Source organism: Haloterrigena salina JCM 13891 (genome assembly GCF_000337495.1).
Taxonomy (GTDB): Archaea; Halobacteriota; Halobacteria; order Halobacteriales; family Natrialbaceae; genus Haloterrigena; species Haloterrigena salina.
The window spans coordinates 1-13097 of the sequence record NZ_AOIS01000063.1 but is presented as its reverse complement, the minus strand read 5'-3'; the positions used below and the strand labels follow the sequence as shown (position 1 = coordinate 13097).

At 66.8% G+C, this 13097-nt stretch carries 11 protein-coding genes and 1 tRNA gene; 6 read left to right on the top strand and 6 right to left on the bottom strand.

The genetic code is table 11. The features are described 5' to 3' along the window. Positions 1-22 precede the first annotated feature (22 nt). Genes C477_RS19445 through C477_RS19425 form a run of 5 tightly spaced genes read left to right on the top strand, consistent with a single transcriptional unit; the run spans position 23 to position 4945 of the window. The gene (locus C477_RS19445) at positions 23-976 is read left to right on the top strand and encodes an ABC transporter permease (protein WP_008896265.1); all 954 of its coding nucleotides are present in this window, start codon (positions 23-25) and stop codon (positions 974-976) included. A gap of 10 nt (positions 977-986) precedes the next feature. Beyond that, complete coding sequence (locus C477_RS19440) at positions 987-2042, top strand: ABC transporter permease (protein ID WP_008896264.1); 1056 nt, start codon at positions 987-989, stop codon at positions 2040-2042. Position 2043: 1 nt separating this feature from the next. Continuing rightward, positions 2044-3111, top strand: a complete 1068-nt coding sequence (locus C477_RS19435; RefSeq protein ID WP_008896263.1) for an ABC transporter ATP-binding protein — start codon at positions 2044-2046, stop codon at positions 3109-3111. Beyond that, positions 3108-4418: an ABC transporter ATP-binding protein gene (locus C477_RS19430; RefSeq protein WP_008896262.1), complete on the top strand. Its 1311-nt coding sequence runs from the start codon at positions 3108-3110 to the stop codon at positions 4416-4418. Before C477_RS19435 ends, C477_RS19430 begins: the two co-directional genes overlap by 4 nt. After that, positions 4415-4945 carry a hypothetical protein gene (locus C477_RS19425; protein ID WP_008896261.1) on the top strand — a complete coding sequence of 177 codons (531 nt, stop codon included), beginning with the start codon at positions 4415-4417 and terminating at the stop codon, positions 4943-4945. Before C477_RS19430 ends, C477_RS19425 begins: the two co-directional genes overlap by 4 nt. A 50-nt stretch (positions 4946-4995) precedes the next feature. Here the strand turns inward: C477_RS19425 and C477_RS19420 are convergent, their stop codons facing one another. The 6 genes from C477_RS19420 to C477_RS19395 form a co-directional block, all read right to left on the bottom strand. Beyond that, on the bottom strand, positions 4996-5961 hold the full coding sequence (locus C477_RS19420) for a phosphatase PAP2 family protein (RefSeq protein ID WP_008896260.1): 966 nt from the start codon (positions 5959-5961) through the stop codon (positions 4996-4998). Beyond that, a complete protein-coding gene (locus tag C477_RS19415; RefSeq protein ID WP_008896259.1) occupies positions 5961-7640 on the bottom strand; it encodes an ABC transporter substrate-binding protein in 1680 nt (559 codons plus the stop codon). The genes C477_RS19420 and C477_RS19415 overlap by 1 nt, the downstream gene beginning before the upstream one ends. 598 nt (positions 7641-8238) lie before the next feature. Beyond that, positions 8239-8313, bottom strand: a tRNA-Met gene (locus C477_RS19410). Between the two features lie 66 nt (positions 8314-8379). Continuing rightward, complete coding sequence (locus C477_RS19405) at positions 8380-8826, bottom strand: GtrA family protein (protein WP_008896258.1); 447 nt, start codon at positions 8824-8826, stop codon at positions 8380-8382. Between the two features lie 199 nt (positions 8827-9025). Continuing rightward, complete coding sequence (locus C477_RS19400) at positions 9026-9292, bottom strand: HAH_0734 family protein (protein ID WP_008896257.1); 267 nt, start codon at positions 9290-9292, stop codon at positions 9026-9028. A gap of 150 nt (positions 9293-9442) precedes the next feature. Further along, entirely contained in the window at positions 9443-12682 is a 3240-nt protein-coding gene (locus C477_RS19395; protein WP_008896256.1) for a cbb3-type cytochrome c oxidase subunit I, read from the bottom strand. Positions 12683-12860: 178 nt separating this feature from the next. Here C477_RS19395 and C477_RS23180 point away from each other — a divergent pair. Beyond that, positions 12861-13097 (top strand): 50S ribosomal protein L44e (locus C477_RS23180; protein ID WP_008896255.1); only part of this gene is annotated, 237 nt, incomplete at its 3' end.

Below are 13097 nucleotides of genomic sequence, written 5' to 3'. Positions count from 1 at the left end.
GCCGCTCGCAACTCGGTTCCAAATGACGCTGGCCACCTACGTCCGAAAGCGGGTGCTGGTTTCGATCCCGGTACTGCTGGGTGTGACGGCCCTGACGTTTTCGCTGCTCCACCTGACGCCGGGGGATCCGGTCGACGCCGTACTCGGCTTTCAGGAGGTCGACCCGGACGTCCGGGAATCGCTGAAAGCCGAGTACAACCTCGACCGCCCGGTCTGGGAGCAGTATCTGTTCTGGCTGCGCGACGCGCTCGTCCTCGAGTTCGGCCGGTCGCCGATCACGGGTCGCGACGTCGGAGCGACGATCGCCGATCGGCTACCCTACACACTCGTGCTCGGGGGCGCGGCGTGGCTCTGTTCGCTCCTAATCGGGATTCCGGCGGGGGTCGTCGCGGCCGTCAAGCGGGGCGAACCCGCCGACGAGGTCAGCCGCATCGCGGCGCTGGCCGGTATCGCGACGCCGAACTTCTGGCTGGGGCTGGTCCTCCTGTTCGTCTTCAGCGTCCGCCTCGGCTGGTTTCGAGTCATTCCGCCCGACGCGCCGCTTTTGAGTCCCGCGACGCTACGGTTTCTGATCCTGCCGACGATCACGCTGGGGACGGCCTCGGCCGCGCTCGTCGCGCGCCTGCTGCGCTCGTCGATGCTCCGGGAACTGAACGCGTCGTACGTCCGGACCGCCCGCGCGAAGGGGCTGCCCGAGCGGACGGTGATCTGCAAACACGTCCTGCGCAACTCCCTGATCGCCGTCGTCACCGTCGCCGGCCTCCAGTTGACCCTCCTCGTCGACGGCGCGGTCGTCGTCGAGCAGGTGTTCTCCTGGCCCGGCATGGGGCGGCTCCTGGTCGGCGCGATCGGACAGCGCGACCTCCCGACCGTCCAGGCGACGGTGCTGGTCGTCGCCGTCTCGGTCGTCCTCGCGAACCTGCTCGTCGATATCGCCTACGCCGTACTCGACCCGCGGATCAGAGACGAACGGTGACACACGACCCATGACACGAGAGACACGAGATCGATCGACGACCGACCGCGGCCGGATTCGCATCGAGGGGTTCGACGAGGCGGTCGCGGCCGACCGCGACGACGACGCCGTCGATCGCTGGGCCGACGGACGGACGAACGACGCTGAGACCCCGTCTCGAGGCCGTTTCGAGGACGCCTGGCGCCGCTTTCGATCGAACCGAACGGCCGTGCTCGGCCTCGCGATCATCGCGGCGCTCTCGGTCGTCGCGATCTTCGCCCGCCCGATCGCGTTCTCGACGGCCGAGTACACGATCACGATCCAGCCGTTCTCGCTGGCGCCGTACGATCCCGCCGAGATGTACGTCGGGCCGCCCAACGCCGGGCCGTCGGCGGCCCACCCCTTCGGAACCGACTGGGCGGGCCGGGACCTGTTCTCACGGGTCCTCGTCGGCGGGCGGTTCAGCCTCAGCATCGGGGTCGTCGCCGTCGCGCTCGCGCTGGTCGTCGGGATTCCCCTGGGCGCGATCGCCGGCTACTTCGGCGGCTGGATCGACGAACTCGTCATGCGGGTCGTCGACATCCTCTACGCGTTCCCGTTTCTGGTGCTCGCGATCGCCGTCGTGGCGGTCGTCGGTCGCGGCTACTGGAACATCGTCGCCGCGCTCGCGCTGACCGGCTGGATCGGCTACGCCCGCCTGCTGCGGGGAGAGATCCTCTCGGTGAAAGAACGCGAGTACGTCACCGCCGCGAGGGTCCTCGGGACGCCGGACCGGACCATCATCGCCAGACACGTCGTTCCGAACGCCGTCGCCCCCGTCGTCGTCCAGGCGACGCTGAACGTCGGGACGGTCGTCCTGACGGCCGCGGCGCTGGGATTCCTGGGCCTCGGCCTCGAGCCGAGCACCGCCGAGTGGGGATCGATGCTCGCGAACAGCCGCGATTCGATCGCCGCCGGCCACTGGCACCGCACCGCCTTCCCCGGGCTGGCGATCTTCCTGTTCGTGATGGCGATCAACCTCGTCGGCGACGGGATCAACGACGCGCTCGATCCGCAGGGCGAGACCGCCGAACGGAGGCGTCGGTAGCGTGGCGCTGCTCGAAGTCGAGGACCTCGTCGTCCAGTTCTACACCGAGGACGGCGTCGTCCGCGCGGTCGACGGGATTAGTTACGAGATCGAACGCGGCGAGCACCTCGCGCTCGTCGGCGAGAGCGGCGCCGGCAAGACCGTCACCAGCCTTGCCCTACTGGGGTTGATCGAGGACCCCGGCGAGATCGTCGGCGGCGAGATCCGCTTTCGGGGGCGGAACATCTTGGAGTGCTCCGATTCGGAGCTGCGATCGCTCCGCGGAAACGAGATCGCGATGGTGTTTCAGGACCCCGAAACGGCGCTCAACCCCGTCTACTCCGTCGGCGAACAGATCGCCGAGGCGATCCGCGCTCATAGGGACGTCACCGACGAGCAGGCCCGCCGACGGACGGTCGAACTCCTGGAGCGTGTCGGCGTTTCCGACGCCGAGCACCGCTACGCGGACTACCCTCACGAGTTCTCCGGCGGCCAGCAACAGCGGATCGTCATCGCGATGGCGCTGTCCTGCGAGCCCGACCTGCTGATCTGTGACGAGCCCACCACGGCGCTCGACGTCACGGTCGAAGCCCAGATTCTCGAGTTACTCGAGGAACTCGTCGAGGAGTTCGAGACGGCGATCCAGTTCGTCTCCCACGACCTCGGGGTCGTCGCCGAACGCTGCGATCGCGTGCTCGTCGTCTACGCCGGGCAGGTCGTCGAGCGCGCGTCCGTCGACGACCTGTACTATGATCCCAAACACCCCTACACGGTCGGGCTGATGGCGTCGATCCCCCGCCTCGGCGCCGACCGCGATCGGCTGCCGACGATTCCCGGCGCCGCACCCGACCTGATCGATCCCCCCACGGGCTGTCGGTTCCACCCGCGCTGTCCGTACGCCGAGTCCTGCTGTGCGACCCGCGAGCCGTCGCTCGTCGACGCGGAGACCGGGACGACTGCGACGCCGCTCGAGGCCGCCCCTACCGCCCATCTCGCCGCCTGCCACGAGTACACCGGTGCCCTCGAGGACGGGCTGGACTACGACGTCGTCGTCAGCGGCGAGGACGAGGGTCGGGGTGAGTCCGAGTGAGCGACGACGAACCGCTGCTCCGCGTCGAGGGCCTCGAGAAGGAGTACGCGGCAGCCGACGGCCTCCTCGACCGCCTATTCGGCTCCGGGCGCACGGTCACGGCCGTCGACGGCGTCGACCTCGAGGTCCGCGAGGGGGAGACGCTCGGACTGGTCGGCGAGAGCGGCTGTGGCAAGAGTTCGCTGGCCCGCTCGCTGCTCCGGCTCACCGAGCCGACCGCCGGCACGGTGTCCTACCGCGGCACCGACCTGACCGCCCTCTCGCGATCCGAACTCCGAGCGGTGCGGACGAACGTCCAGTACGTCCCGCAGAATCCCGGCGCGAGCCTGAACCCGCGGCTGACCGTCCGCGACATCGTCGGCGAACCCCTCGAGGTGCACGACGTCGTCCCGCCGTCGGAGCGCGACGCCCGCGTCCGGGACTTACTCGAGACCGTCGGGCTCGCGCCGGGCCACGCCGAGCGGTACCCCCACGAGTTCTCCGGCGGCCAGCAACAGCGTCTCGCCATCGCCCGCGCGCTGGCCGTCGAGCCCGAGTTCGTCGTCTGGGACGAACCGGTGTCGTCGCTGGACGTCTCGGTCCAGGCCCAGATACTCAACCTGCTGGCCGATCTGCAGGACGAGTTCGGGCTCTCCTACCTCTTCATCGCCCACGACCTCTCGGTCGTCGCCCACGTCGCGGAACGAGTCGCCGTGATGTACCTCGGGAAGATCGTCGACGTCGGCCCGACCGAGGCGGTTTTCGACGACCCGTCACACCCCTACACGGCGGCCCTCCGCTCGGCGATCCCCGAACCAGACCCGCGCTGGGAGGGCGACCGGATCGTTCTCGAGGGCACCGTCCCCGCGCCCAGCGACTGCCCGTCGGGCTGTCGGTTCCACACGCGCTGTCCGAGAGTGCTCTCGCCCGCCGAATACGACCTCGCGTCCGACACGGTCCGGGCGATCCGTCGGCTACGGAAACGGCTCGCCGACGCCGGGAACGGCCTCGAGTCGGTACTCGCCGCTCCGACGACCGACGAAAACGTTCCCGCGGCGATCCGCGACGAATTCGATATCCCGCCCGAACTCGAGGACGACGACGCCGAACGCGTCCTCGCGGACGCCCTCGAGTCCGTCGCGACCGGCGAGATCGACGACGGTCGGGCGCGACTCGCGTCGGCCTTCGCGACGCCGTGCGAGACCGATCGACCGCGACTCGAGCCGGTCGGCGGCGACGGCGACCGTTCGATCGCCTGTCACCGGTTCGACGACGCGTACGCGGACCACCTGCCGAACGACTCCGAAACGAGGACGTCCGAACGATGACACGAAAACGAGTCGACGACTCGAACGCGCTCGAGCGGGACGGAGAGGATCCGTTCGCGCCCGCGGCGACCGCGGACAGGACCGGTCGGACGATCAACTGGGACGCGTTCAGCCACGCGTTCGTGCCCGTCGCGCTCCGCACGCGGGCCGTCGAAGTCTCGATCGCGACCGACCGCGACGTCTACGAGCGCAGCGACCCCGTCGCCGTCCGCGTCGAGTTCCGCAACCGGCTCCCGTTTCCGATCCGGCTGCGGACCGACTCCCCGGAGCGGTGGGTCTGGGCCGTCGACGGAGCGACGGCCGCCTCGCGGCTCGAGCGCCCGGTTCCCGACCGTCCCGACGCGTTTTCCTTCGCCCGCGGCGAGCGCAAGCGGTTCAGTCGCGAGTGGTCCCAGCGCATCCGGATCGCCGAGGACGAGTGGGAACCCGTCGATCCCGGACGCTACGCGCTCACGGCGCGGGTCAATCGAGACGACGCGGCCGACCGCGGTCTCGTCGCCGCGACCGAGATCGAAATCCGGGAGTGAGCCTCGAGCGCGAACCCGTCGGATATGTCGAGGGAACCGGTCGCGTCCCGTTACGACCGTTGACCCGTCGACGGCTCGTCGCTCGAGGGGTCCTCGACGTCGGTCCCGTCGGCCTCGCCGTACTCGTCGTCGGCGGACGGGGAGGGATCGGCCGGCGTACGCATTCCGGCGGTTCGACGGATTCGGTCCACATACTCGTCGATCTCGATGCCGAAGTCCTCCGAGAGCGACCAGCGGCCAACGAATCGGTCGGCGGCGTACACCGTCCCGACCGCGAGCGCGATGCCCGCGACGACGTCGATCGCCCAGTGGATCCCCAGGTACATCGTCGACACCGCGATACTCGCCGCCAGCGGCACCGCGACGGCGAACCAGATCGGGTACTCGTCTCTGGTTCGGTAGGCGAAGATCGCGATCGTCGCCGACAGCGAGGTGTGCAGCGACGGGAAAACGTTGGTGTTGTGGTTGACCTCCTGTGTCAGGTACTGATACTGCGGGCGGAAATCGTACAGCACGGTCTCGATCGCGGTGGGCATGATGTTTCGCGGCCCGTAGGCGATCACCAGGAGATAGAGGAACAGTCCGATCAGGTAGTTCAGCGCGTACGCGGACAGCAGCTCCCGGAGCGGGCGCGTATCCGACAGCGCGAAGTACGCGATCACGGGGAAGACCAGAATGAAGACGTAGCCGTAGATGTAGACGAACGAAAAGTACTGGGTTACCAGCGGGCTGGCGAACTGCTGAAACCAGATGATCGCCTCCCCTTCGATGGCGTAAAACGTCGGCGTCAGGTTCCAGTCGATCGCCCAGGAGATGTCGGGCAGGCGCTGTCGAGTGAATCGGTTCGCGAGTAACACGACGAGCACCACGCCCGCGACGGGCGCGGCCTCTCGCATTCGGTCCCGCCACTCGCGGCGGGTCGCCCGCAACCGGCGTCGGCCGATACAGACGGGGACGAACCCGACGAGCAGGACGACGATGATGGCCGTTACCTGCGTCAACAGCTCGGCGAGCATTAGGACCTCACGATGTATTCTCCGTCTTCGTCGTACTGGAACCCGTGTCGTTCGAATTCGCGCTTCGCTCGTTCTATGTCCAGTTCTCCCGTATCCCCACTGTTTGTTTCGTCACGGAAAAAGGGCGCGTATGGTGCCGAACCGTCCCACTCGAGGTCGTCCGGAACCCACTCCCCCGTAACCGGCGTGACGGTCGGGCTCGCCTGCTCGTTGAAGACGTCCGCCACGAGCGACTCCCTGTCGATCAATCGCGCGACGTTTCGCCGGAAGTGGAGGTTGCTGAACGGCGAGTTCCTGACGTTGAACCCGATGTGGTAGAACGTCCACGACTCGGACTCGACGAGTTCGAGGCCGTCCGGCACGTCTCCGACCGTCTCCGAGCCGAGGATAGTGCCCGTCACGTCGGCGTTCCCCGCCTCGAGCTGGTCGACGGCCGCGCTACTGTTCGGTTCGACGTGAAAGGCGATCTCGTCGACGCGGGGCTCTGGCAGGTCGACGTAGCCGCGGCGGGTGAAGTGGTCGTCGAAGCGCTCGAAACGAAGGTGCGAGCGCGGCTCCTGCTCGGTGAGCGCGAACGGACCGCTGCCGATCGGCGGAATCTCTTCGGTGGTCACGAGATCCCACGTCCCCTGGATAGGCTCTGCGCCGTTCTCGAGGCGGTCTTCGACCGCCGTCTTCCAGATGTGTTTCGGGAGAATCGGGACGGTAAAGGCCAGTTCACCGACCTCGTCGCTCGTCCCGAATCGCATCCGAACGGTTCGGTCGTCGACGGCCGTCACCGATTCGACGGCGTCGCCCACCCCGCGGTATCTCGGCGCCGGCGACTGCCCGTCGCGGTCGCCGAGCGAGGTGTCGTCCAGGAGATCGTACGTAAACTTGACGTCGTCGGCGGTCACCGGCTCGCCGTCGTGGAACAGGCAGTTCGATCGGAGCGTGATCGTCGCGACCGACTCGTCCCACTCCCAGGACTCGGCGAGCCACGGCCGGAGCTCGTCGTCGTCCCGGGTCGCTACCGAGTCGTAGAGCAGATCGACGAACGGACCCCGATAGCGGTACGCCGCGGCGAGGGGATTGATGTTTCTCGAGGGGCTCGAGTCGGTGATCACCGCGTTCAGGACGACCTCGTCCTCGAAGTCGTTCTCGTCGGGCTCGAGACCGAGATAGCCGAGTCGGGTCCCGAGGTGGTGATCGTTCCAACCGGCGAACCGATCCGTTCTGACGAGCCGCCGCTCGTCGGGAACGCAGATCGGCACGATCGGATGCGTTTGCGCCAATCGGTCGAGCGCTTCGCCGATCGCTTCCTCCCGTTCCGACCCCGTCGTCGAGCGCTGTCGCTCGAGTAACTTGTCGAGCTCGGTGTCCACGAACCCGTAGGGGTTTTGCCAACCGGCTTCAGGGGCGAACTTCGAGTGAAACGTCTCGTACAGAAAGTCGGGGTCGTATCCGCCCGGGTGGCGACTGATGTAACAATCGAAGTCGTGCTCGAGCAAGACGGTCTGCAGCAACTCGGCGTCGGCGCGGGGCTCGATCCGGACGTTGATACCGACCGCCTTGAGGTTCTCCTCGAGTTGGCGGGCGATCTTGATCGCCTGTCGGTCGTTGTCCGTGGGTAGCGTTAAGATGGTTATCGAGAGTTGATCGCTGGCGGCGCCGGTGATGAGTCGCTGAATGCGGTCCATACAGCCGGCTACGGAACCGGCGATTCCAGTACTTCCAGCGGCGAGCACGGCACGTCTACTTACTCGGTCGTCAGACCGATCCGACGGGAAGGTCATCCAGGGCTACTAGTTGAGTCTGCGTTTCAAATATAACAATTTTGCGAACCGGTGCTGTGATATTTACCGTCGTCCGAGACGCACACCGGAGCGAGCGGTACGAGACGCCGTCGTGAGCACTGATCGGTGCGAAATGCCGATCGCGTTTGTATCCTTCCTCTGTTCGGACGCCAACCGGTTAAACGACCGCCATGCTATCGATGGCTCGAGGGAGTTGAACCGCGCCACTCCTCGCTTTGCTCGGCGTTAGTGTTCGTCTCGAAACGTAGCGGGAGGTAGATTTGAACCACGCCAGCACTCTCGCTTCGCTCGAGCGCTGTCTGGTTCAAACGACCCCGTGCTATACCTGCCGCTCGCGAATTTGCTCGCGGCAGAAGTATAGCGGGAGGTAGATTTGAACCACGGTCGCAGCGAAGCTGCTCCCTGCTTCAAATCTACTTGGCTATTTTCGAGACTCATGAAACGCCTCGCCGTGCTTGGCGTTAGTGTTCGTCTCGAAAAGTAGCGGGAGGTAGATTTGAACTACCGGTCTGCGGGTTATGAGCCCGCCGGAATCTCCTGGCTATCCCATCCCGCTACTACATCATACCCGAGTGCACTAGTTAAGGGTTATGATTCGGGCGCCGTATGGGGATTTCTACCGTCAGTCGTGATGGACTTTCCACGTGTAGAGGCTTTCGCAGGTGTAGTTGACGAAGAAGCCGACCACGATGCCGACGACGTTCGCCGCCAGATACCAGACGCCGAACCGATCGACCAGCACGCCGTAGACCGTCAACGTGACCAGGAAGCCGGCAAAGCGCACCGCGTTCGAGCGCAGGAACCGCCGGACCAGCGCTCGAGGCGTCATATCGCCGTAGGTGGCGAACGTCCAGTGTTCGTTGATCGCGAAGATGACGACGATCGACAGCTCCCACGAGATCGTCTTCGCCCCTAGATACCAGAGTTCGAACACGTCGACCAGCAGGGCGAGGCCGACGATATCGACCGTCGCACCGACGATCCCGACGCCGGCGAACTGGCTAAACCGCGCCGTCGAGAGCAATGCGCGAAGCCGGGTCCGAACGGCCTCCGCGAGCGAATCGCTCATCGTGGACACCGTCGGTGGCTCGGCCGGTGGTCTCGGTCGATGAACACGGCTCTATCGATCATTGACCGGAGCATCGGTTTCGGATTTTCGATCCCTGGAGATCCGGCAGAGACGCATCTGTCCGTGGTCGCGACAGTATCGACCGCGCACACAAAAGATTTCGGAGAGACTCGGCGCCCGTGCCGAACCGGCGGGCGGTTCAGACCGCGAGGTCGGCCTTCGCTCGGATGACGTCGACGTCTTCGGCGTCGACGCGGTCGACATCGAGGAAGTGGGGCGTGTAGTTGCGCTTCTCGTAGTCCTCGTACTCGTCTTCGGTGCCGACGGTACACCACAGCTGGACCTCCTCGGGACCGTGCCACTCGCCGTTGCGGTTGATCCCGAAGCAGACCAGTTCCGTTCCGTCGTAATCGACGATGGCCCCCTTCCGAATCCCGGGATCGCCGTGGATGATGAGCCGCTTCATATCGGCGACTTCTCGCGAGAGTGGATTAAGCCTTCTGTCTTTCGGCGTTAGTCGTGTTCTCGCGTCACTCGACGGCGAGAGTGGGGACGCCGAACCGTCAAACCGCTTCGATGCGCCTCGAGTCACCGATACCCGTCGTTCGGGTCGAAGCTACGCCGCCTCGAGCCGCCGCTTTCGGGCGTCCCGGAGATGACGTATCGACGCCGCGGTAAAGGCGAGCGCGCCGAGGATCATCGGCGTGTCGCCGAGCGTTCGCGCCCACAGCAGCGTCTGGACGTGGTCCCGGTCGTAGAACTCGAGGCTACGCGCGGCGGCGTAGCCGTCCTGGTAGGACGCCTGGAGCTGCAGGAAGCCCACGGGGAGCAGCGAGGCGACGGTCATGACGGTGAGTCCGATGTTGGTCAGCCAGAACGCGCCGCGGAACCACGCGGGGTTCCAGGCCGATTCGGGGGTCACCACGCGCAGGATGTACGTCCCCAGTCCGAGCGCGAGCAGGCCGAAGGCGCCGAACGTCGCCGTGTGGGCGTGGGCGACGGTCAGGTAGGTGCCGTGCTCGTAGTAGTTGATCAGCGGCAGGTTGACGAAGAAACCGAGCACGCCGCCGCCGACGAAGTTCCAGACGGAGGAACCGAGGATAAAGAGCAGCGGCAGCGTGTAGGGGAACTCCTCGCCGCGGGCCCGCAGCGAGCGGTACTCGCCGAGACTCCGGTAGAGGACGAAGACGAGGGGAACGAACTCGAGCGTCGAGAACGTGGTGCCGATGGGGACCCAGATATCGGGGAGGCCGACCCACCAGTAGTGGTGGGAGACGCCGACGATGCCGGCGGCCATGATCGCGAACACCTCGAAGAGGATCGCCCGCTCGGCGTCGGCCTTCTCGATCAGGTCCATCGAGACCAGCGCGGCGGAGATGACGGCGGTGACGAAGAACTCGAAGACGCCCTCGACCCACATGTGGACGACCCACCAGCGCCAGAACTCCGTCACGGCCACGTTCGTCTCGGGCGTGTAGAGCATGCTCGCGGCGAACAGCAGCGCGATGGAGCCGCCCGCATAGGTCACGAAGTGGCCCAGTCCCGTCGCGGGTTCGTCCAGTTGGCGCACGCCGCGAAGCACCAGTCCCGTCCAGGCGACGAACCCGGCGAGCAGGCCCAGCTTCCAGACGCGGCCGACCTCGAGGTACTCGAGACCCTCGCTGCCGAGCCACCACCAGAGGTCGCCGTCGTCGCCGCTCGTTCCGGGCGAGCCGAAGTAGCCCCGCGTCCCGAGCCAGACGCCCGCGAACGCGCCGACGGTGGCGGTCACGAGCACGCCCAGCAGCGCGGTCGCGCCCTCGGCCTGCCACGGCGGATCCTGTTCGGTGAACAGGCCCGGCAGGAAGAGCCCGCCTGCGAGCCACAGCGTCGTGATCCAGAGAATGCCGAGGTTTACGTGCCAGGCGCGTCCCACGGAGAACGGCAGCAAGGAGACGAGGTCGATCCCTAACGCCTCGCCGATGCCGTAGAAGCCGGTGCGTTCGACGTAGTAGTGGGCCAGATAGGCACCGACGAGGGCCTGGGCGACGAACAGCGCGCCCGCGACGGGGACGTACCGCGCGGCGGCGTACTGGGCCGGCGTAACCGACACCGAGTCGGGCGAGGGGACGTCGACGAGTTCGGTCGTCGGCTCGGCGACGTCGAAGGAGTGGTAGGCCCAGACGCCGAACCCGCCGCCGGCGATCAGCAGGACGACGCTGATCGCGCTCCAGACGACGACCTGGCCGGTCGGCCGGTTCCCGGTCGCGGGCACGTACGGCCAATCGTTCGTGTAGGAGTGGTCGGAATCGGGACGGTTTGTGTGGGCCATCCACGCCGTCCAGCAGGCGAAGTCGGCGATGCGGGCGGCCTCCTCGGGCGAGTCGACGTAGCCCTGCGGAATCCCCCGCTCGGGAGCGCCCCCGTAGTAGCGGTCGACGTACGCCTCGCGGAGTCGCCGGTGGGCGTAACCCTCCGCCGCCGAGTAGCGAGCGACGTCGCCCTCGGGCGCGTCGGCGTCGAGTTCCCGCTTCACGCGCCGTTCGACGGCCGCCCGGTTGCCCTCCGGAAGGGATGCAAAGGAGTCGCTCCCGCGCTGGCGCGCGTAGTACTCCCGCATGTACTCGGCTTTCGACTCGAGCGCGTCGGCCGTCAGATCGACCCCGAAGTACGAGCCGTTGCCCAGGATCGACCCCTGATTCATGAGCCCGTTGGCCTGAAACGCCTTCTTCCCCGTCCGGACTTGCTTGGCGGTCACGACGGTCTCCCCGTTCGGGCCGCGGATCTCGTCGGGGATCGGCGGGGCCCGCTCTCGAGAGACGTAGGCCCCGAGCGTCATCGCGGCGAGATTGGCGACGAACAGCCCCACGAGCGCCAGCGACCCGGTCGAGTTCGAACGGAGCGCATCGAGGCCGAGATCGCGCTCCGCCCCCGTTCGCACCAGTAACGGGACCAGTTCGGTGAGCACGCGGTCGATCAGAACGTCCCCGTCGCCGACCTGCAACAGGCTCGTCGCCAGCTCCCCGACCGCGGGATCGACGCCGTCGCCGTCGGAACACAGCGTCGTCGCCGCGACGGCCATCGTGATGGCCGATCGAGCGCTCATCGACCGACCGCGACCCGCGGGCCCCTCGCCGAGGCCGTCGTTCAAGCCCGCGTCGAGCGTCCTCGCTCTCGAGGGCGTCGAACCGCTCGACGCCGTCTGCGCCAGTTCCGCCTCCAGGTCCGCCACGAGCGCCGGCAGTTCCTCGGCGAGCGCGCGCTCGAGTTCGTGGCCGACGACCACGGCGTCGCGTTCGAGCAGATCCGCGAGCAAGCGGTCGACGGGGCGCTCCGCGGTCCCGTCCAGTCGCGCACGGAGTCGCGAACACGCCTCGGCGAGCGGATCGTCGGTCGGGAGGTCCGTCCCGTCGGCCGACTCGGCTCCCGATGCCGATCGGTCGCTCAGAACCTCCTCGAGCAGTGCTTCGGCGTCCGCGTCCGCGTCGGTGCCGGCGACCGACAGGCGGGTCCGGATCGCGTCCAGCGTGCGCTCGTCCAGCCGATCCTCGTTGAGGCCGTAGCGCCGCAGGAAGTTCTCGAGCGCCCGATCGAGCGGGTCATCCGATCCGAACTCGGCGGCGCCGTTACCGCCGTCGAGTTCCGACGCCGCGAGCAAGTCGTCGGCGCTTCGGTCGAGCACGTGCTCGAGGAGTTCGTCGACGGCGCGCTCGGCGACGTCGGTCGCCCGCCGGCTCGCCGCGTCGCGAACCCGTGTCGACAGTTCGCCGACCGCTTCGGCGCTCGACTCGAGTCGATCCGTCACGGAGTCGGTCGCTTCCCGGCGGCTGTCCGTCCCGAGACGCCCGGAATCTGGAAGGAGATTGCTGAAACCCATCGCGTGCTGTCACACTCCGTTGCTGTGCTATCTGTTTCCAAACAACGAGGTAAGCATATAGACGTCAGTCGCCGGTCACTTATTTCCGGGTGATAGTTTCCGCGTCCGATCGACTGACGGCGACGAACCAAACGGGTTTTAAACAGCGCTGCCTTAGCCCACGCCAAGTGAGATAACCATGCAGATGCCACGCCGATTCAATACGTACTGTCCGCACTGCAACGAACACCACGAACACGAAGTCGAAAAGTCCCGAACGGGCCGCTCGAGTGGTCTCAAGTGGGACGCTCGCCGAACCCGGCGAACCACCTCGAGCATCGGTAACTCCGGTCGCTTCTCGAAGGTGCCGGTCGGCGAAAAGCCTACCAAGAAGACCGACCTCAAATACCGCTGCAGCGAGTGCGGCAAGGCCCAC